Source organism: Kutzneria viridogrisea DSM 43870, from assembly GCF_000525635.1.
Lineage (GTDB): Bacteria > Actinomycetota > Actinomycetes > Mycobacteriales > Pseudonocardiaceae > Kutzneria > Kutzneria viridogrisea.
This window is the reverse complement of sequence record NZ_CP007155.1, coordinates 1,693,974-1,714,358: the sequence shown is the minus strand read 5'-3', so window position 1 is coordinate 1,714,358 and position 20,385 is coordinate 1,693,974. Positions and strand designations below refer to the sequence as shown.

At 70.9% G+C, this 20,385-nt stretch carries 17 protein-coding genes; 7 read left to right on the top strand and 10 right to left on the bottom strand.

Annotated features, from left to right (window positions below; all coding sequences use genetic code 11):
* Positions 1-3 precede the first annotated feature (3 nt).
* A complete protein-coding gene (locus tag KALB_RS07665; RefSeq protein ID WP_025355139.1) occupies positions 4-1,116 on the bottom strand; it encodes an amidohydrolase family protein in 1,113 nt (370 codons plus the stop codon).
* A gap of 2 nt (positions 1,117-1,118) precedes the next feature.
* Positions 1,119-2,573, bottom strand: coding sequence for a type I glutamate--ammonia ligase (locus KALB_RS07660; RefSeq protein WP_025355138.1), 1,455 nt, complete (start codon positions 2,571-2,573; stop codon positions 1,119-1,121).
* Here KALB_RS07660 and KALB_RS07655 point away from each other — a divergent pair.
* Both KALB_RS07655 and KALB_RS07650 read left to right on the top strand, forming a co-directional pair.
* Positions 2,572-3,255, top strand: a complete 684-nt coding sequence (locus tag KALB_RS07655) for an HAD family hydrolase (RefSeq protein WP_035976528.1) — start codon at positions 2,572-2,574, stop codon at positions 3,253-3,255. The genes KALB_RS07660 and KALB_RS07655 overlap by 2 nt on opposite strands.
* A gap of 34 nt (positions 3,256-3,289) precedes the next feature.
* Positions 3,290-4,222, top strand: coding sequence for a DUF8017 domain-containing protein (locus KALB_RS07650; protein ID WP_148309394.1), 933 nt, complete (start codon positions 3,290-3,292; stop codon positions 4,220-4,222).
* 25 nt (positions 4,223-4,247) lie between these two features.
* Here the strand turns inward: KALB_RS07650 and KALB_RS07645 are convergent, their stop codons facing one another.
* The gene (locus KALB_RS07645; protein WP_025355135.1) at positions 4,248-5,996 is read right to left on the bottom strand and encodes a proline--tRNA ligase; all 1,749 of its coding nucleotides are present in this window, start codon (positions 5,994-5,996) and stop codon (positions 4,248-4,250) included.
* Between the two features lie 115 nt (positions 5,997-6,111).
* On the opposite strand from KALB_RS07645, the gene KALB_RS07640 reads away from it, so the two are divergent.
* A complete protein-coding gene (locus tag KALB_RS07640; RefSeq protein ID WP_025355134.1) occupies positions 6,112-6,465 on the top strand; it encodes a VOC family protein in 354 nt (117 codons plus the stop codon).
* A gap of 138 nt (positions 6,466-6,603) precedes the next feature.
* Here the strand turns inward: KALB_RS07640 and KALB_RS07635 are convergent, their stop codons facing one another.
* The 4 genes from KALB_RS07635 to KALB_RS07620 are packed head-to-tail and all read right to left on the bottom strand — an operon-like array spanning position 6,604 to position 11,435.
* On the bottom strand, positions 6,604-7,554 hold the full coding sequence (locus KALB_RS07635; protein ID WP_025355133.1) for a phosphotransferase family protein: 951 nt from the start codon (positions 7,552-7,554) through the stop codon (positions 6,604-6,606).
* Positions 7,555-7,558: 4 nt separating this feature from the next.
* Entirely contained in the window at positions 7,559-8,104 is a 546-nt protein-coding gene (locus KALB_RS07630) for a flavoprotein (protein ID WP_025355132.1), read from the bottom strand.
* 27 nt (positions 8,105-8,131) lie between these two features.
* The gene (locus KALB_RS07625) at positions 8,132-9,298 is read right to left on the bottom strand and encodes a S53 family peptidase (protein ID WP_025355131.1); all 1,167 of its coding nucleotides are present in this window, start codon (positions 9,296-9,298) and stop codon (positions 8,132-8,134) included.
* Between the two features lie 13 nt (positions 9,299-9,311).
* Entirely contained in the window at positions 9,312-11,435 is a 2,124-nt protein-coding gene (locus KALB_RS07620) for a hypothetical protein (protein WP_148309393.1), read from the bottom strand.
* A gap of 282 nt (positions 11,436-11,717) precedes the next feature.
* On the opposite strand from KALB_RS07620, the gene KALB_RS07615 reads away from it, so the two are divergent.
* Positions 11,718-12,602 carry an NAD(P)-dependent oxidoreductase gene (locus tag KALB_RS07615; RefSeq protein WP_025355129.1) on the top strand — a complete coding sequence of 295 codons (885 nt, stop codon included), beginning with the start codon at positions 11,718-11,720 and terminating at the stop codon, positions 12,600-12,602.
* Positions 12,603-12,604: 2 nt separating this feature from the next.
* Here KALB_RS07615 and KALB_RS07610 read toward each other — a convergent pair whose 3' ends face one another.
* Positions 12,605-13,057, bottom strand: a complete 453-nt coding sequence (locus tag KALB_RS07610) for a MarR family winged helix-turn-helix transcriptional regulator (protein ID WP_025355128.1) — start codon at positions 13,055-13,057, stop codon at positions 12,605-12,607.
* 128 nt (positions 13,058-13,185) lie between these two features.
* Between KALB_RS07610 and KALB_RS07605 the strand changes: the two genes are divergently transcribed.
* Positions 13,186-16,311, top strand: a complete 3,126-nt coding sequence (locus KALB_RS07605) for an efflux RND transporter permease subunit (protein ID WP_025355127.1) — start codon at positions 13,186-13,188, stop codon at positions 16,309-16,311.
* Positions 16,312-16,364: 53 nt separating this feature from the next.
* Here KALB_RS07605 and KALB_RS07600 read toward each other — a convergent pair whose 3' ends face one another.
* The gene (locus KALB_RS07600) at positions 16,365-17,582 is read right to left on the bottom strand and encodes a glycoside hydrolase family 27 protein (RefSeq protein ID WP_025355126.1); all 1,218 of its coding nucleotides are present in this window, start codon (positions 17,580-17,582) and stop codon (positions 16,365-16,367) included.
* Positions 17,583-17,689: 107 nt separating this feature from the next.
* Positions 17,690-18,055 (bottom strand): nuclear transport factor 2 family protein, encoded by a 366-nt coding sequence (locus tag KALB_RS07595; RefSeq protein ID WP_025355125.1) that lies wholly within the window; start codon positions 18,053-18,055, stop codon positions 17,690-17,692.
* 141 nt (positions 18,056-18,196) lie between these two features.
* Here KALB_RS07595 and KALB_RS07590 point away from each other — a divergent pair, with 141 nt between their 5' ends.
* Together KALB_RS07590 and KALB_RS48110 are read left to right on the top strand one after the other, a co-directional pair.
* On the top strand, positions 18,197-19,426 hold the full coding sequence (locus KALB_RS07590; RefSeq protein ID WP_025355124.1) for a GNAT family N-acetyltransferase: 1,230 nt from the start codon (positions 18,197-18,199) through the stop codon (positions 19,424-19,426).
* Positions 19,427-19,582: 156 nt separating this feature from the next.
* Entirely contained in the window at positions 19,583-20,347 is a 765-nt protein-coding gene (locus KALB_RS48110) for a hypothetical protein (RefSeq protein WP_042221823.1), read from the top strand.
* Positions 20,348-20,385 lie beyond the last annotated feature (38 nt).

The window sequence follows — 20,385 nt, the reverse complement described above, 5'->3', positions numbered from 1 at the left end:
GGATCAGACCACGACGTTCAGCCCATAGACCCGACTCACGTTCACAGCGGCGAATCCGGTCACGACCCGCTCCGCATCGGCCGTGGTCATCGTGCCCTCGGCGACCCAGGAGTCGATGAGCCGACCGACCCCGCGTCGCCACAGCAGTGCACCGAGGTGGTGCAGTTCGGGCAGTCCATAGCCGTCGGAGGAGAAGCAGACCGAGTCGAAAGGAGCCAGTTCGAGCAATTCGGCCAACACAACTCCACAGCGATCACCCACATAGGGGACGGCCAGGCCGACATCCACCAGCACGTGCGGGAACACGTGCGCCAGGTATGCCGCGTTGCGGTGGAAGGGCCAGCAATGCAGCAGCGCAATGGTCACCCCGCTGGACCGCGTGGCGGCCAGGAAGTCGCTGAGCAGCGCTGGATCGGCTCGGTGCAGGCGCAGGTCCTCGTCACCGAAACCGGTGTGCAGTTGCAGCGGCAGACCGTACTCGGCGCCGAGCCTGGCCCCCAGGTGCACCAGCCAGCTCAACAGGACTCGGCTGTCCAGCCGGGAGCCGCCCCAGCGCAGCCAGGCCCCGGCAGCGGCTCGCACCTCCTCCTCCGCAGGCGGCTCGGCGGGCAGTTCGAGACCGGTCCGGTAGGCGACGATGCTCTTGAGGCCGACCACCCCGGTGGCGATCCGCTCGCGCAAGGCCTCCTCCACCGCCACGGCGAACTCGGTGGCCGACACGCCTGCGGCGGCCACCTGCTCGGCCACGGTCTCCAACCGCAGCACCTCGTGGGCGCTGCCCCCAGCCAGCTCTGCGAAGGCCGTCGGTTCGGTCAAGACACCGATACCGGTGTCGAGCAGCCAGGTGCCCACCCCCGCACTGCCCAGCAGGTGGGCGCTGACCCTGCGCCAGCCCCACTCCTCGCGGCGGGCCAGGTACTGCTCGGCGGTGGCGTGCGGCGGCAGGTCCAGCTGGGGCGCGCACCAACGGCGCACCGCGAGCCCCAACATGGAGTTGAACGGGTTGCGGGGCACCGAGCCCTCGGTGAGCAGGGTCTCGAAACCGAGCCGGTCCAGGTCCTGCTGGACAACACCGTGGCAGTGCTGGTCGACCAGCCTCAGATCGTCGGTGATCACGACTACCACCGCCAACGGGTGAGTTCGGCCAAGTTCTCCGGTGAGGTGTCGGCGAACCGTTCCGACTCAGCCCTGCGCACGGTCAGCACGGTGTCGTGCAGCACCTCGCCCATGGCCTTGGCCAGCACCGCCGAACCAGCCAGGGCTTCGGCGGCCTCAAGTCCCGAGGAGGGCAGGCGGCGCACGCCGGGGTTCTCGCGCAGTGCCGGATCACCGGTGATCGGTTCGGGGAGGCGGAGCCCGTCGTCGACCCCGGCGAGCCCAGCCGCGATCACCGAACCGACCAGCAGGTATGGGTTGGCGGTGGCGTCGAAGCACTTGACCTCGGCGTTGGCTGCCCACTGCCCGGTGCCGACGACCCCGGTCACCAGGCGCACAGCGGCCTCGCGGGTCTCGTGGCCCCAGGCTTGCCACACACCCGCCCACCGTGAGGGCTCGGCACGCAGGAAACTCGCGGGGCTGCCCGCACCGATGGCCACCAGGGCGGGCAGCTCACGCAGGACACCGGCGAGGAACGCCTCGCCAGCGGGGTGCAACCCGTGCGGGCCTGCGCCACCGGTGAACAGCGAGCGGGCAGCGCCCTCTTCCTCGGTGGAGGACACGGACAGGTGCAGATGCGCGCCGGAGCCGACCGCGCCGGGCACCACACAGGGCGCGAAGCTGGCCCGCCAGCCGCTGAGCGCACTGACCCGACGCACGCTGTGCCGCACGAGCACCACCTCGTCGGCGGCGGCGACCGGATCGGTGGCGGCCAGGGAGAGCTCGAGCTGGCCGGCTGCGTACTCGGGGTGGAACTGGAGAACGTGCAGGCCCTGCGCTCCGAGCACGGCGAGCAGCTCACGGGCGTACTCGGCGACCTGCTCCAACCTGGCCAGACCGTAGGCAGGTCCCTCGAAGGCGGGCACGAACTCCCCGTCGGTGCCTGCCATGCCCAGGGCCCACTCGGTCTCGAAGCCCATGCGCAGGGCCAGGCCCCGGTCGGCGGCGGCACGGACCTGAGCTGCGGCGAAGGCGCGTTGGCAGGCGGCGAACCGGTTGCCGTCCTGGGTGAACTTGTCCACCGGGGCCCACGCCCACCCGGCCTGCCCGGCCATCGGGACCAGGCGGTCAAGATCGGGTACCAGGCGCAGGTCCCCGTCAGGTCCCCCCAGGTAGGTGCCGATCACCATCACGTCGTCGAAGCAGTAGGTCTCGAAGCAGGGGGAGGCACCGACCCCGTGCGCGGCGGCCGCGGCGAGTCGTGGCAGCGGCACCGCCTTGACCCGCGCGATGCCCGCGTTGTCCATAAAGGACAGCGCGACCACCTCCACGTCCTGGGCGCGCAACCGCTCGACGAGCGGTTCGGCCTCGGGTACCTGCGCGGGGATCGTGTCGCGGGTGCTCACCCCTCGTTGGTACCCCTCCCCCTTGCCGAGCACCAGTCCCCGGAGGATGGCGCCGTGCCAGGATCGGCTCATGCGCCTCGTGCTGTGGGACATAGACATGACGCTGGTGGTCCTGCCCGGAGTCGGCCTGGACTGGTACGGACGGGCGATGGCCAACACCGTCGGGGCCGAACTGCTGCACAGGCCGGCGCTCGGCGGGCGCACTGACCTGGCCATCGCCACCGAACTGCTCACCGCGCACGGCGTCGAGGCGAGCGAAGAGGTGGTCGGCGCCCTGTTCGCCGAGGTCACGGTCATCGCCGGGGCAGAGGCCCACACGGTGGCGGAGCGCGGCCACGTGCTGCCCGGCGCGAGGGAGGCGCTGGCGGCGCTGGCCGGGACTCCGCGCGTGGTGCAGACCCTGGTCACGGGCAACCTGGCCGCGCTCGCCGGGCACAAGCTCACGCCCTTCGGCCTGGACACGCATCTGGACCTGGGTATCGGCGGCTACGGCGAACTATCGGCGCACCGACCGGACCTGGTCGCCGCTGCCGTGCGCAAGGCGGAGGCCAAGCACGGCTGCCGATTCGCGCCGGACTCCGTGGTGGTCATCGGCGACACCCCGCACGACGTGGACGCCGCACTGCAAAACGGGGCTGTCGCGGTCGGCGTGGCCACTGGAGGGGCCAGCGAGCAGGACCTGCGCGAGGCGGGCGCCCACCACACGCTGCGCGATCTGTCGAACACGGCGCAGGTACTCGCGGCGGTTCTCTGACGCGGGCCGCCGGGGCCAGGTAGCGTTTGCGCCCGTGACGTGGCCAACCGGCGGACAAAGTGACTCCACTCAGCCCTACACGGGTGGGTTCGGGCCTCAGGGGAGTCAGGGCGACCAGCCGGGCCATGGCTACCCCGGCCAGCAGCAGTACGGGTACCCGCAGTACCAGCAGCAATACCAGTACAGCGGGCTTGGCATGTACGGCAATCAGCCGCAGCAGCAACCGCCCAAGCCGCCGCGCAAGACCAAGGCACTGGCGATCGTGCTGACGCTGGTGGGCGTGCTGGTGGTGGGCGGCGGCGTGGCGATCGCCCTGGTGCTCAGTCAGAAGTCGCAGCCCACGCCGGTGGCCAACGGCTCGAGCTCGGCAGCGCCCTCGACCACGGCCCCGCTCAAGCCGACCGATCCGCGCATCGCCGGTTGGCAGACGCAGGTGTCCAACACGCGCAACGTGGCCTACGACCTGCCCAAAGCGCAGTGGACCCTGCGCGACCCGGACGACGTGCTGCCGCTCGGACCCTCCACAGGTGACTTCGTGACCGGCACCGGCGGAGCCACCTACATGACCGGGTACTGCGCGGGCCAGTCAGGTTCGATCCGAGCGGGCATCGCGGTCACCGCCAACGACAAGGACGCGCCGGACAAGAGCGCACCGGCGACCGCCGCACACTGGGCGAAGGTGGCCTACCAGTACTCCAAGGGGCAGCCCGCCGACATCACCCTGGAACCGTCGAAGACGATCAGGGTCGCGGACGGGGCGACCGAGGCGGTGCTCGCGGTGGCCGACGCGACCCTGCACATCGACGACGCCTGCTTCCCCAAGACCGCGAAGGTCTACACGGCGGCGGTGAAGACCAAGCAGGCCGGTTCGGTGCTGCTGGTGTTGTTCGCCGATCAGGGCGTGCCGGGGGCGATCAGCGAGGCGGACGCGGTGAAGATCATGACGAGCATGCGGCCCGCCAGCTGATCGCTGACGGGCCGCGGTGACGAGCTCAGCTGCGGACCAGGTCCACCAGGTGCGTGACGGCCTGCTCCACCGGCACCTCGGCGCGCTCGCCGCTGGCCCGGTCCTTGACCTCGACGACCCCGTTGGCCAGCCCGCGGCCGACGACCAGGATGGTCGGCACGCCGATCAGCTCGGCGTCGGCGAACTTCACGCCGGGCGAGGCGGTGCGGTCGTCGAGCAGCACCTGCAGGCCGGCCTCGGACAGCTCGGCGGCCAGCTTCTCGGCGCCCCCACGGATCGTCTCGTCCTTGCCGGCGATCACCACGTGCACGTCCGCGGGGGACACGGCGCGCGGCCACACCAGGCCCTGACCGTCGTGGTACTGCTCGGCGACCACGGCTACCAGCCGGGACACGCCGATGCCGTAGGAGCCCATGGTGATCCGGATCGGCTTGCTGTCCGGCCCGAGCGCGTCCAGCGAGAACGCGTCGGAGTACTTGCGGCCGAGCTGGAACACGTGGCCGATCTCGATGCCGCGCGCGGCGACCAGGGTGCCCGCCCCGTCCGGTGAGGGGTCGCCCTCGCGGACCTCGGCCACGTCGATCGTGCCGTCCGGGGTGAAGTCCCGGCCGCACACCAGGTCGACCACGTGGTGGTCGGCCTTGTCCGCTCCGGTCACCCAGGCGGTGCCGCGCACGACGCGCGGGTCGACCAGGTAGCGCACCCCGTTGGCCAGCAGGGCGTTCGGCCCGATGTAGCCCTTGACCAGGAACGGGTTGGCCGCGAAGTCGGACTCCTCCAGCATCGCGACCTCGGCGGGCTCCAGCGCCGCCTCCAGCCGCTTGGCGTCCACCTCGCGGTCGCCGGGCAGGCCGATCGCCAGCAGCTGCCACTTGTCCTCGCCGGGACGGCGGGTCTTGAGCAGCACGTTCTTCAGCGTGTCGGCCCCGGTGAACTCGCGGCCCAGCCCGGCGCCGTTGAGGAAGGTCACCAGGGACTCGATGGTCGGCGTGTTCGGCGTGTGGTGCACCTGCGCCTCGGCGAGGCCCTCCAGCGGGCGCTCGGCGGGCGCGGGGGTCACCACGGCCTCCACGTTGGCCGCGTAGTCGGACTCGGTGCTACGCACGAAGGTGTCCTCGCCGGAGGGCGCGACCGCGAGGAACTCCTCGGATGCCGAGCCGCCCATGGCGCCGGAGGTGGCCTTGACCACCACGTACTCCACACCGAGCCGGTCGAAGATGCGCACGTAGGCGTCGCGGTGCGCCTGGTAGGACCGGGACAGCCCCTCGTCGTCCAGGTCGAAGGAGTAGGAGTCCTTCATCAGGAACTCGCGGCCGCGCAGGATGCCCGCGCGGGGACGCGCCTCGTCCCGGTACTTGGTCTGGATCTGGTACAGCGCGACTGGGTAGTCCTTGTAGGAGCTGTACTCGCCCTTCACGGTGAGTGCGAACAGCTCCTCGTGGGTGGGGCCGAGCAGGTAGTCGGCGCCCTTGCGGTCCTTGAGCCGGAACAGGTTCGGACCGTACTCGGTCCACCGGTTGGTGGCCTCGTAGGGTTCGCGGGGCAGCAGCGCGGGGAACTGGATCTCCTGGGCGCCGATGGCGTCCATCTCCTCGCGCACGACGCGCTCGATGTTGCGCAGCACCCGCATGCCCAGCGGCAGCCACGAGTAGCCGCCCGGCGCGACGCGGCGGACGTAGCCGGCGCGGACCAGCAGCTTGTGGCTGGGCACCTCGGCGTCCGCCGGATCCTCGCGCAGCGTGCGCAGGAACAACGACGACATCCTCGTGATCACGGTTTCGGGCTCCTCATGGCGGGCCTGCACAAACGAGCCACCAGCGTAGAGAACGGGCCCGGGCCGTTTCCAACCGGTTACCTCCACGCGGCCTTCCGGCGGTTACCGTCCCCGCATGGCACTGCGGATTCGCATGATCACCGTCGACTGCGCCGACCCGGGGCGGCTCGCCGCGTTCTGGCTCGAGGCCCTGAACGCCCGCGTGGTGCAGGACATCCAGGGTGACTTCCTGGTGCTGGCCGCCGACGAGGACGGGGTACGGCTGGGTCTGCAACGCTCGGATCAGCCCAGACCGGCGCGCAACCTGGTGCACTTCGACCTGGGCACCGACGAGCGGGCCGCCGAGGTGGCGCGCCTGGTGGAGTTGGGCGCGGAGGAGGTCGAGGAGCACGTGCACCCCGGCATGGCGTGGACGATCCTGCGCGACCCGGAGGGCAACGAGTTCTGCGTGGGCTCGCGCAAGGGCTGATTGCCGGGTTGTGGACAGTCGGCGGGTTGTCCACATGTGGATCTTGAGCAAGATCAACTGTCGGGGTGGGGCGGTAGGCTGGTGTCGGGGTCGCCCCCCAGGGAGTGGCGGGGGACGTTCATTGGTGGGTCGGCCGATTCACCACCGTGTGCGCGAGGCGACCCAGGCCAGGGCAGCGGCGGCGGCTCGCGCCTGGTAGGTGCGCAGGCCCAGTGAGCCGGAGGGTTCGGGCAGGCGGCTGGACAGTTCCCAGTGGCCGGCCAGTGCGGCGGCGAAACCGGTGACGGCCCAGGCGGGCACGCCCGCGAAGCAGGGCCGGGTCAGCACCAGGCGTTCGGCCTCGGCGGGCTGGTGGCCGGCGAGCAGTAGTTGGGGCACGAGCACGGCGGTGTCCAGCCAGGCGGCCCCACGGGAGGGGTAGGACCAGTCCACGAGCAGGACGCGGCCGTCGTCAACGCGGCGGATCATGTTGTCCACGCGCAGGTCGTTGTGCAGCAGGGTGTCGCCCTCGGCCCACGGGTGCCAGGCGGTCTCCATGGCGGCCAGCGAGTCCAGGTGGGCGAGCACCCACGGTTGCAGGTCCTCGGTGGCCGTGGCGTGCAGCGAGGTCCAGCCGCGCAGCAGCGGACCGAGGTCGTCGAGCACGCTGGGCACGTCGTCCAGCGGGCACGGGGTGAGCGTGCGAGAGGCACTGCCCAGCGCGGTGAGCACGGCGGCGAGGTCGGGCGAGCCGGGTCTCAGGTTGGGTTCGCGGCCGTCCACGTCGGCGAACACCAGCACGACCCACTGGCCCTCGACCAGGTGCAGCAGCCGCGGCGAGGGCGCCGCCTCGGGCAAGCGGGAGGACACGGCGGCCTCGGCCCGGTAGGTGCCCGCGAGCGGGTGGGCGGAGGGCAGGCCCTTGACGAACACGCGCCGACCGTCGGCCAGGATCAGCCGGGAGGCCAGACCGGAGGTGAAGCCGCCCGCCTGGCTCAGCGACCGGACCACCGGTGCGCCGATCCAGTGCTCGACCACCTCGCGCACCCGTCCGGGAACTTCCTGCCAGCTCGGCCTGGCGGTTCGCGAGCTGTCGACCAAGGCCGTCACGTGATCATCTTACGGATCGCGTGGCGGCCACGGCGGCCAGCACCGCGGCCCAGGGCAGCGGCCGGAACTCGCCGGTCCGCGGCTCGCACAGCGGCCACACGTCCTCGCCGTACACCAGGTCCACCCCGGCCGAGCGCAGCGCCGCCACATGTCCCGCCCAGGCCGGGTGCCTGACGTGCGCGGCGTTGACGCAGGGGAACACCACCACCGACACGCCCCGGGTGCCGATCGCCTCGCACACCTGGGTGAGCGCCTGGTTGTCGCCCAGTCCGAGCGCGAGCTTGGCCACGGTGGTGGCGGTCGCGGGGGCCACCACGTAACAGTCCACCGGCGGGTGCGGCTTGGCCTCGCCGGGCAGCCGGGACTCCACGCGCACCGGCAGACCGGTGGCCTGCTCGATCTCGGCGACCAGGCCCGCCTCGCGCAGCCACCGGCCGGCGGTCGGGGTCAGCGTGACCCCGACCCGCCAGCCGGCAGCGAGAGCGGGCCGGATCAGCCCGTCGAGCAGTCCCTCAACTCCCCCGGCGCCGGAAGCGACGACGCCGAGCACAGGTGCACCATCAACCACACGTCGAGGTTAGAAGGCGCCGATCCCGTCGGGCGTGCCCAGGCCGGTCGGGGCGTCGTAGCCCGGCAGCCCGGTGCACAGGTAGTCCTCGCCGCAGAACCCGTTGCTGCCGCCGACCACGTCGAACAGCTTGTCGGCACGGGTGTACAGGAACGAGGCGTCGTTGATCTGCTTGCCGTGCCCGGCCAGCGCGAGCACCCCGGCCACGAACGGCGAGGAGGCACTGGTACCGCCCACCACGAGCCACCCGGCCCGCTGCCCGAGGCCGTAGGTGTCGTACACGGCCAGCCCGGTCTTCGGATCGGCCACGGCCGACACGTCCGAACTGGTGCGCAGCCGGCAGTTCGGGTCGTGCTGCCAGGCGGGCTTGGCCACCCACGCCGAGCAGCCGCTGCCCGCGCCGGACCACGCGGTCTCCGACCAGCCGCGCGCCCCCGCCGACCGGGTCAGCGAGGTACCGCCCACCGAGATGACGCTGGTCAGCACGGCGGGGAAGGAGGCGGGCTGGAACCCGGCGTCACCGCTGGAGGCCAGGATCGGCACACCGGGGTGCTTGTAGGACCCGGCATAGGTGTCCATGCCGTTGAACTCGTCAGCGCCGTAGCTGTTGGACACGACGGAGGCGCCCAGCTTGACGGCGGTGTCCACGGACTGCGCCAACCCGGCGAAGGACGGGTCGTCGCCCTCCACCAGCAACAGCTTGCACTGCGGGCAGGCCGCCGAGGCCATGTCCAGGTCCAGTGCGATCTCCACGCCCCAGCCCGAGTCCGGCTTGGGCAGCGGCGTGGCGTCCCCGCGCTGGTTGACCTTGCGGAAGCAGCCGTTGGCGGTGCTGCACTCGGGCAGCCCGAACTGCTTGCGGTACACCGCGAGATCGGCCTCGGCGCTGGGGTTGTCGTAGGCGTCGACGATGGCGATCGTCTGGCCGGCGCCCCCGGTGGCGGGCAGCTTGTAGGCCTCACGCAGCTCGGCGGGCCCGAACCCGGCCGGTGGCGCGCTGACGCGCAGCCCCTGCGCACCCGTGCTCCGGTACATCGCGTAGCAGTGCAGCGCGGCGCCGTCCGCGCAGGCCCGCACCGGCGCCTGCTCGGGGGCCGCGCTGGCGGTCCCCGGTACCAGGGTCACCAGCAGTGCGCCCACGGCCGCGACCGCGGTCATCAGTGATCGGTGGTTCATCGTGTCCTCCCCCTCAGGCCGCGGGCACGGTCAGTGCGCCGGTCACGGACTGGGTCAGCGTGTTGCCGCCCGCGTCGGTGGCGCTGACCCGCAGCGCCACGTCCCCACCGGTGGCCGAGGCGGGGTTGGTCCACCGCGCGCGGAACCGCCCGTTGCCCAGGTCGGCGAAGTAGGTCGGGGTCCAGTGCGCGCCCCCGTCGAAGGACACCTCGATGGACGCCCTGGCGATCGGCAGGTTCTGCGTGCCCGGCGCGTGCCCGAAGGTCACCACGACCTGGTCGGGACCGGCCGCCTTGGTGCCGTCCAGCCCGGCGTCGAGCTGGTAGTTCGCGGTGACCAGGGGCAGCGCGGAGCAGTGGTCCGGCTTGCCGTCAGCGCCGCAGCGCCAGTTGGCGGGCACGCCCGTACTGCCGGAGTGGGCCGAGCCGAAGGTCCACTCGCTGTGGCTGACCGTGGACTGGTGGAACCACGGCGCAGTGCGCGTCTGGTCGTAGACGATCTTGTAGTTGGCCTGCTCGGCGGGCACGGCGATCTGACCGCCGGTCACGTCCTTGAGGTCGGCGACGGTCTTGTCCCCGGACAGCAACTGGAAGCGCGAGGTGGACACCGTGTCCGCACCGGGCGCGTCCAGGTACATGCTGTGCCCCGCGGAGTCCACCACCGGTGCCAGCGCGAGCAGCAGCGTGTCGTCCTTGCGGCAGGCACTGCAGACCCACGGCCCAGTCGGGTCGGCGGGGCTGACCAGGCCGGGCGCCAGCGGGCCGCGCAGCCAGTCGACCGGCGTGCTGGACCGCGGCTGGTACCGGGTGCGGTCGCCGGAGGCGATGCCGGTGAACGTGGCGTAGTTGGACAGCAGTGCCTCGGCGTAGAGCAGGTCGGCGGAGCCGCCGACGTACTCGGTGCGGCGCAGCGGCGCGGTCAGGTGCTCGAACACCCCGAAGCCGAACTGCTCGTAGGGCAGGAACATGATCCTGGACAGGCCCTCCTGGCGGGCGGGCTTGTCGCTGTAGTAGGCGGCCTTCACGGTGGCGAGCTGGTCGGCGGTCACGCGGTAGTGCTGGTTGGCCGCGATCGCACCGGCGTTGTCCAGCTTGAGGTCGTAGCTGTACGGGTCGACGGTGCCCGCGGGGGACTCGCTGTGCGTCTGCAGGTTGAAGTGGGACTCACCGAACTGGCTGGGTGTGGAGGGCGCGACGTAGGTCTGTGCGGTGCCGCCGCCGTAGCCGAGGCCGAGCGAGCCGGACTTGCGCGCGTCGAGGCGCTGGTAGCCCAGGGTGATCGAGGTCTGGGTGGAGGGCCTCGGCGTGTCCACCGTGATCTTGGAGGTCGCCTTGCGCGCGTCCACGGCGACCGAGGTGTCGCCGGTGACGGAGAAGTCGGAGGTCACCAGGCGCAGCGCGGTGACCTTGCCGTTCGGGTCGATCTCGGGGAACACCGCGACCAGGCTGTAGTTGCCCGCGGGCACGCTGATCCTGGCCTCCCCGTTGACCGCGCTGGGGAAGCCGCCGAACTGCCGGGAGTCGTCGACGTTGATCACACCGAGGGAGGCGCTGGTCGGCTTGCCCGCCTGGTCCACCGCGGCGATCTTCACGGTGTTCATCGGGAAGTTCGGCGTGGCGGGCTGCGGCTCGCCGGGCGCGTCCAGTGCGACCTTGCTGACCCCTCCGAACAACAGGCCGTCGCCGGTGAAGTGCCGCGCGGCGTCCGCACCGGCCTGCTTGGCCAGTGCCGCACCGAACTCCGGCCCCGGCGCGGGCGCGGTGCCGCCGGTGACCTTGATCGGCGGCTGGGTGAGCCCGTCGCGGATCAGCGCGGAGACGTCGAACAGCGACCGGTCCAGGGACCGCCCCAGGTAGGGCAGCGCCGTGGCCGGGATGACGTAGAGGTCGCCACCGATCTGCTGGGTGACGAACCCGTCGGAGGAGCCCGCCCTGGGCGCCACCGAGGCGACCTGCTTGCCGCCGACCTCACGGACCAGCACGTGGTCGCCGGTGACCAGGGTCAGCGCGTGCTCCTGGGGACCGGTGGCCGCGGGGCTGGTCGGCGCGGCCTGCGCGCCCGGTGAACCGCCCGCGAGCAGGGCAACCGCGACTCCGGTCACGGTGAACGCCTGCCCGAGCTTTTTTCGTTGCCGCATCAGGGTTCCCTCCATCACCTTCGGTGTGAAGCGGTAGATCCGGCCACCCCGGCACCGTGCTGGCGCCCGTCGACTCCCCCAGTCAGGCCCCGCAGTGGTCGTCAGAACGGTTAGTACACGAACGAGTACATGCCGTTGCGGGACCACCTCACGGTTCACCCCCATGGAGCAGTTATGACAGCCGTGTCACACCCGTAAGACGGGACATGAGGACCCTTTCAGGGGATCCACGCTCGCGCTGCGTGAATGTGAACGACCTGCCCCCGTGACAGGATCGGACACATGGACCAGACCACCGGATTCCTCGGACTGGGCAGCATGGGCCTGCCGATCGCACGCAACCTGGCCAGGGCGGGCCACCGGCTGCGGGTGTACAACCGCACGGCGGCCAAGGCCGAACCGCTGCGCGAGTTCGAGAACGTGACAATCGCTCACACTCCACTGGAGGTCGCCGAGCCGGGCGGGGTCGTGCTGAGCATGCTCGCCGACGACAACGCCGTCACCCAGGCCAGCGAGGGGCTCGCCGAGGTCCTCGGGCCGGACGGGCTGCACATCTCGCTGAGCACGATCGCGCCCACCACGGCCACCGCCCTGGCCGCACAGGGCTGCGGATTCCTCTCCGCTCCGGTCTTCGGCCGCCCCGACCGGGCCGAGTCGGCGGAGCTGATCGTGCTGTCCGCGGGCGAGCAGCGCCACCGCGAACGGGCCCGCCCGCTGCTGGAGGCGATCGGTGCCGCCGTGCACGAACTCGGCGAGGACCCGGCCTCGGCGAACGGGGTGAAGCTGGCGGGCAACTTCCTGATCATGAGCGCCCTCGAGGCCATGTCGGAGGCCTTCGCCTTCGCCGAGAAGCACGGTGTGCCAAGGGAACTGGCCGCTCAGGTGCTCACGACCACCCCCGTGCTCGGCAACGCCTACCGCGGTTACGGTGCCGCCATCTCCTCCGGCGCCTACGAACCGGCCGGGTTCGCGCTTCGCCTGGGCCACAAGGACGCCCGGCTCGTGGCGCAGGCAGCGGACCGGCTCGGCGTGCCCATGCCGATCATCGACCTGGTGGCGAACCGCTTCACGGCGGCGGAGAACAAGGGCCGCGGCGACCTGGACTGGTCGGCGCTGGCGATCGAGGTGTTCGAGTCGGCGGGGCTGGACCAGGCCGACCCGCGCTGAGCTCAGTCGGCGGCCGGGGACTGCTCGGCCGCCAGCTCGGCAAGCCGGTGGACCACCCGGTCCAACGCCTGCAACTCCTCGACCTCCAGCCGGGACAGCAGTTCCCGGTACTGCGCGTTGCCCGCGTCCATGATGCTGGTGACCAGCTTCGTGGCCTTCTCGGTCGGCTCCAGCCTGCGCACCCTGCGGTCGGCCGGGTCCTCGCGGCGCACCACCAGGCCCTGCGCCGCCAGCCGGTCCACCACCCCGGTGACCGTGGCCAGGCTCACACCCATCTCCTGGGTCAGCTCGTGCCCCGAGGAAGAACCGCGCTGCACCAGGGTGAGCAGCACCTTCAGCTGACGAATGGTGAGGTTCAGCGACATCAGCGGGTTCCACCGGGCCGCGCCGAAAACCCGCCCGAGACCGCGCTGTGCGACCGCGATGCGGGCGATGAGCTGCTCCTTCTCGTCCACCGATAACCCTTCGTCACCACGTCGTGACTGCTGGAACCTGAGAAAAGTATCAGGTCTCTCAGCGACCACACTGTTAGCCTTGGCCATATTGTTAGTTCGAAGCTAACCAATTTCCCAGAGAGCCGTCCATGACGTCGTTGACAAGACTGAGCCTGGCCAACCGCAGCCTGGTCGCCCTGATCGCGCTCATCGCACTGGGTTTCGGCGCGTGGGCCATCCCCTCCCTGCAGCGACAACTGCTGCCCTCACTGGCATTCCCCGCCGCTGTGGTCGTCGCCCAGTACCCCGGCGCCTCCCCGCAGATCGTGCAGGACCAGGTCAGCAAGCCCATCGAGGACGCGCTGCGCGGCGTTCCCGGGCAGACCCAGCTGACCTCCACCTCCAGCCAGGGCTCCTCCTCGGTCACCGTGCAGTTCGACTACGGCACGAACCTGGACGACGCCGTCAACAAGATGACCCAGGCGGTCAACCGGATCAGCGCGCAGCTGCCCACCAACGTCAAGCCCAACGTGGTGGTCGGCAACACCGACGACCTGCCGGTGACCGTGCTCGCGGCCAGCTCCGACACCGACCAGCGCGTGCTCGCGGGCAAGCTCACCAGCACCGTCGTGCCCGCGCTGCAAGGAATCACCGGGGTTCGCGACGTGCAGGTCACCGGCGCGCGCGACCAGGTCGTCACGATCAGCGTGGACAACGCCAAGCTGGCCGCGGCGGGGCTGAACGCCACCGCGATCAGCACTGCCTTGCGCTCCAACGGAACCCCGACGCCAGCGGGCACGCTCGCACAGGACGGCAAGACCACCACCGTCCAGGTCGGCAGCACTCTGTCCTCAGTGGACGACCTGAAGAACCTCTACCTCACACCGACCGCGACCGCGACCCCCGGGCGGGGTGCGCCGCCGCAGCCGGTGCGGCTGGGTGACGTGGCCACCGTCGAGCAGAACCTCGCTCCGGCGACCTCGTTGACCCGCACCAACGGCAAGGACAGCCTCGGCGTCTCGGTCACCAAGACCCCCGACGGCAACTCGGTGGACATCTCCAGCCAGATCCGCGCGAAGCTGCCGGAGCTGGCCGCCGCGGTCGGTGACAACGCGCAGCTGACCGTGGTCTCCGACCAGGCGCCCGCGATCAACCGCGCGGTGGAGGGGCTGACCACGGAGGGCCTGCTGGGCCTGGCCTTCGCCGTGGTGGTGATCCTGATCTTCCTGCTCTCGGTGCGCTCCACCCTGGTCACCGCGGTGTCCATCCCGCTGTCGGTGGTCATCGCGCTGATCGTGCTGTGGACCACCAAGACCTCGCTGAACCTGCTCACCCTCGGCGGGTTGACCATCGCCGTGGGCCGCGTGGTGGACGACTCGATCGTGGTGCTGGAGAACATCAAGCGGCACCTGAGCTACGGCGAGGACAAGAAGCGCGCGGTGATCGACGGCGTGCGCGAGGTGGCCGGTGCGGTCACCGCCTCCACCCTGACCACGGTCGCGGTGTTCGCGCCAATCGCCGTGGTCGGCGGGCTGGTCGGCGAGCTGTTCGCCCCGTTCGGCCTGACGGTGACCGTGGCGCTGCTCGCCTCGCTGCTGGTCGCGCTGACCATCGTGCCGGTGCTGGCCTACTGGTTCCTCAAGCCCGGCAAGGCGGGTTCGCACGAGGAGGCGGTGGCCAAGGAGCTGCGCAGCCCCCTGCAACGCATGTACGTGCCGGTGATCCGCTTCGCCACCAGCCGGAGGCTGATCACCGTGCTGATCGCGGTGCTGATCCTGTTCGGCACGCTGGCCATGGTGCCCCGGCTCAAGACCAACTTCCTGGACGGCAACGGGCAGAACACCCTGTCGGTCAGCCAGACCCTGCCGGTGGGCAGCTCGCTGGCCACCACCGACGCCGCGGCCAAGCAGGTCGAGTCGGCGATCAAGGGCGTGGCCGGGGTGCAGACCTACCAGCTGACGGTGGGTTCCAGTGGCGGCTTCATGGGTTTCGGCGGTTCCGGCGGCACCGCGCGCGCCAGCTACTCGCTGACCCTGGACGAGAAGGCCGACGTCACCGCGGTGCAGAACGACCTGCGCGGCAGGCTGGACGCCATCCCGAACGCGGGCAAGATCACCGTGGGCGCCGGTGGCGGCGGCGGTGACTTCGGCGGCAGCTCGCTGCAGGTGATCGTCAAGGCACCGGAGGAGTCGGTGCTGCGCAGTGCGGCGGGCCAGGTGCAGGAGGCCATGTCCGGCATCAGCGGGGTCGTGGATGTCGGCAGCGACCTGGCCAACAGCGCCAACGAGGTGCACGTGACCGTGGACCGGCAGGCGGCGGCGAAGCTGGGCCTGAGCGACTCCACGATCGGCCAGGCCGTGACCGCACAGCTCGCGGGCAGCCAGGTCGGCCAGCTGACGGTGGACGGCAAGCAGGAGAACATCATCCTGCGCACCGGGACCGCACCGTCCGATGTGGACGCGCTCAAGGCCGTGCAGCTGGCGCCCGGGGTTCGGCTGGACGCGGTGGCGAAGGTGGAGCAGACCACCGGGCCGGTGCAGATCAAGCGGATCGACGGGGCGCGCAGCGCGACCGTGACCGGCACCGCGACCGGGCAGAACACCGGGGCGATCAGCACCGAGCTGCGCAAGAAGCTGGACGGGCTGAAGCTGCCCGCGGGTGCCAGCTACAGCATCGGCGGGGTCTCGCAGCAGCAGAGCGAGGCGTTCGGCAACCTCGGCATCGCGCTGGCCGTGGCCGTCGCCCTGGTGTTCCTGATCATGGTCGCGGTGTTCCGCAGCCTGATCCAGCCGCTGGTGCTGCTGGTGTCGGTGCCCTTCGCGGCCACCGGGGCGATCGGCGCGCTGCTGGTCACCGGCACCCCGCTCGGCCTGCCCTCGCTGATCGGCATGCTGATGCTGGTCGGCATCGTGGTGACCAACGCGATCGTGCTGATGGACCTGATCAACACCTACCGGGCCCAGGGCATGGGCATCCAGGAGGCGGTCATCGAGGGCGGGCGGCGCAGGCTGCGCCCGATCCTGATGACGGCGGCGGCGACCATCTTCGCGCTGCTGCCGATGGCGCTGGGCCTGACCGCCAGCGGCGGCTTCATCTCCCAGCCGCTCGCGGTGGTGGTGATCGGCGGCCTGGTCAGCTCCACGCTGCTGACCCTGTTGCTGGTGCCCACGCTCTACACCATGGTGGAGAACGTCAAGGAGCGCTCGCGCGACAAGCGTGCCGCGCGGCGCGACCCCGTGCCGCGGGACGAGCCGGAGCTCGTCGACGCGCACTGAGCGAAAACGCCTGTGGACCACGGTGATCGCCGTGGCCCACAGGCGTTTTCGCGCTATTTCACGTGTACACGCAGCAGCACCGTGCCGTGCGAGGGCACGCTGGCGCTGATCGTCCCCGTGCTCGTGCTGACCTTCTTGCTCCACAGGTCGGTCAACCGGTAGCTGCCGCCGCCCAGACCGACCGCCGAGGCCGTGGTGCTGATCGTCGCGGTGGAGCCGGTCTCGTTGTACAGGGCCACCGCCACGTCCCCGTCGGCCAGCGGCTTGGCGAGCACCCGGCGACCGCCGTTGTTGGCGATCTGCTTGCCCTGCTTGCCCAACCGGTCCTGGTCCACCGCGATCACCTCGGTGTTGGCCAGGATCGACAGCGTGTCCTCACTGGCCTTGGTCAGGCTGGTGCCGATCAGTAGCGGGGCCGCCATGACCGCCCACATGCTGAAGTGGCTCCGCTGTTCCACCGTGGTCAGCGAACCGTTGCCGACCTCCAGCATGTCCGGGTCGTTCCACGCGCCCGGCTTGGCGTACTGGGCCAACGGGATGTTCTTGGCGATGATCGAGGAGATCCGGTCCCAGTTCGGGTGGATGTCGCCGGTGGTGCGCCACAGGTTGCCCACCGCCGGGGACCAGTCCTCGGTGTTGATCCCGTTGTCCCCCTTCTGGCAGATGCTGAACACGATGGCCTGACCGGTCGCCCTGCGCGCCGCGGCCAGTCCGTCGCGCATCGCGGTGTAGCGCTTGATGGTGGCGTCCCTGGTGTCCTGGCCGGGTGCCTGCTTGCAGTTGTCGTCCTTGAGGTAGTCCACGCCCCACTTGGCGAACTGCATCGCGTCCTGTGCCTCGTGCCCGAACGAGCCGGGGAATCCCTTGCTGCTGCACGTCATCGTGCCGGAGTCGTTGTACAGCCCCAGTTTCAGCCCGAGCCCGTGCACGTACTCGGCGGTGCCCGCGATGCCGTCGGGGAACTTCGCCGGGTTGGCGACCAGGTTGCCCGCGGCGTCCCGGTCGGGCTGCGCCCAGCAGTCGTCGATGTTGACGTAGGTGTAGCCAGCTTCTTGCAGGGTGCGCCCGTTGACCCGGTGCGTGTGCAGGAAGTCGGCGGTCTGCTTGACGAACGCCTCGCTGATGCCGCAGCCGATCGCGTTCCAGTTGTTGAAGCCCATCGGCGGGGTCAGCGCCAGCCCGTTGTCCAGGGCGGACGCGGGTTGGGCGGTGCAGGTGAGGGCGAGCGCCACGGCGGCGGCCACCGGGAAAGCCTTGATCAACCGAGCCACATCTCCGACCTTTCCTTGTCCGGAAACGCGGCGGCTGTCCCCTTTTACGACCAAGGATGGCCCGGTGACCGCTTCAGGTCAAGCCACACATCGGATGTATCTGCGGTTCAGGCGGGCACCTTGTCCAGGAAGCCGTGCACCCGGCCGAGCCTGCCCTCGGCGGTCGCCTCGGCCACGTCGAACCCGACCACAACCGGCTCGCCGCCCGCCTCCGGCACCAGCTCCCAGGTGAAGCGAGCCACCTCGTGGTGCGCGTCGATCTCCCCTGCCAGGCGGAACAGGTGGCCGGGGAACTGCTCCCGCACCGCGTCGACCACCGCGCTGACCGCTGCCGCGCCGGTGACGTCCACCAACGGGTCGGTCAGCCCGCCCCCGGTCGCGAACAACGCGTCGGCGAGTTCGGCGCGCACCTGAGGATCGGCGGTGTTCCACAGCTCCAGGTAGCGGTGCACCAGGTCGTGAAGATCAGCCATCGGAGTGTCTCCCTGTTGTCCGGCAAGGCTTTGTGCCTCGGCGCCCGGCAACACTGACACGGTGGCGGCAGGCTGGTCGATGACGTGGGAGGTCATGGAAATCCAGTCGCGCCGCCGCGCGGACTGGCGTACCAAGGTGCCATGTCCGATTCGTCACTGGTCACCCGCACGCTCATCGCCGCCGAGATCCCCGAGTTCGTGACCATGGTGTTCGCCGCGTTCCTGGACACGCCGACCGAGCAGACCATGGCCACGGAGAGCGCCATCCTCGAACCCGAGCGGACGCACGCCGTGTTCGACGGGGAGACGATGATCGGCGGCGGCAGCATCCTGAGCCGCCGGATGACCCTGCCCGGCGGGCTGCCCACCCCGGTCGCGGCCGTCACCATGGTCGGTGTCGCGCCCGGGCACCGCAGGCGGGGCGCGATGAGCTCGGTGATGCGCGCCCAGCTGCACGGACTGCACGAGCAGGGCGCGGAGCCGATCGCCACGCTGTTCGCCTCGGAGGGCGGCATCTACTCGCGCTTCGGCTACGGGGCGGCGGCCATGCGGCTGGAGATCTCCGTCCCCTCGGGCACCGAGTTCTGGGACTCGGTCGACGTGGGCGAGCACCGGGTCCGCGAGCTGGACAGGGCGACCGCGCTGCCGCTGATCGACGAGTTGCACCGTGCGGTGTCCACGCAGCGCACCGGCTGGCTCAGCCGCACTCCCGCGTCCTGGGAGCAGTACTTCAGCGAGAGCGAGAAGATGCGGCGCATCAAGGGTCGCACCCCGTACCGCTTCGTCCTGCACCCGGACGGGTACGCGATCTACTTCGCCGTGCCGAAGTGGGGCGACCGCGGCCCCGAGGGCACCGCCTACGTCAGCGAGGTCGTCGCCAGGACGCCGGTGGCCTACGCCGCGGTGTGGCGCTACCTGCTCGACATCGACCTGATCGGCACGGTGACCTACGAGGGCGCGCCGACCGACGAGCCGATCCAGCACCTGCTCACCGACCCGTACCAGGCCGAGCAGACCCGGTACGACTCGCTGTGGGTGCGCCTGGTCGACGTGGACCGCGCGCTGCCGCTGCGGCGCTACCGGGCCCCGCTGGACGTGGTGATCGACCTGAGCGACGAGTTCTGCCCGTGGAACACGGGCCGCTGGCGCCTGGTGGTCGGCACCGACGAGGTCGCCACCGTCGAGCGCACCGAGGCCGCCGCCGACCTCGCGATGACCGCCAACGAGCTGGGCGCGCTGTTCCTCGGCGGCACCTCGGCCCTGGACCTGGCTGCGGCGCAACGGATCCAGGAGCTCACCCCGGGTGCGCTGCGCACGGCCTCGCGGGCGTTCAGCGGGGACCACCAGCCGCACTGCCCGGAGGTGTTCTAGGGATGTGAGCTGGGCCGCTGCACCGGACAGGAACTCCCGGAGTAGCTTTCCCGTTGTCCGTTTGCGACCGATTCACGGCGCCGGAGTTCGGGAGGCCCAGTGGTAGTCCTCGGCGTGATCGTCCTGGTGGTGGTCATCGGCATCGGGGTGCTTGTCATGCGTCAACGCGCCGCCGCCGCCCAGCGACTGGAGGATGCGAAGGCCGACGCCCGCCGATGGGTGGAGCGGCTCGGCGGTCAGGTGATGAACCTGACCGGTACGAACGACGCCGCCAAGCAGGCGCTGGCCGACGCGTCCGAGCGGTACACGGCCGCGGGCTCGCAGATGGAGCAGGCCCGCACCGAGGACCAGTGCAAGCTCGTCACGCAGACGGCGATGGAGGGCCTGTACTACGTGCGGGCCGCGCGCACCGCGATGGGCATGGACCCCGGCCCCGAACTGCCCGACCTGAACGGCCAGTCCAGCGCGGGCAAGGTGACCGAGGACCGCCGGGTCGACGTGGAGGGCCACGAGTACGAGGCGTCCGCGAACCCCGGTGAGAACACCCCGCACTACTACCCCGGCGGCATGGTGGCCGGGCGCCCGGTGCCGCAGGGCTGGTACAGCGAGCCCTGGTGGAAGCCCGCGCTCGTCGCGGGCGCCTGGGGTGTCGGCTCGGCGCTGCTGTTCAACGCCATGTTCTCCGGTATGCACAGCCTGCCCTACGCCGCGGGCGGCTGGGGCGACCACGGCTACGGCGGTGGCTGGGGCGACCAGGTGCAGCCCGCCGCGTTCGAGACCGGCGGCAACCAGGGCGGCGGCTGGGATGGTGGCGGTGGCGGTTGGGACGGCGGCGGGGACCAGGGTGGCGGCTGGGACTTCGGCGGCGGTGGCTGGGACGGCGGCGGCGATTTCGGCGGCGGCGGTGGGGACAACTGGTGATGTGACGATCGCTCACTCACCGCACATGACATGAGGAA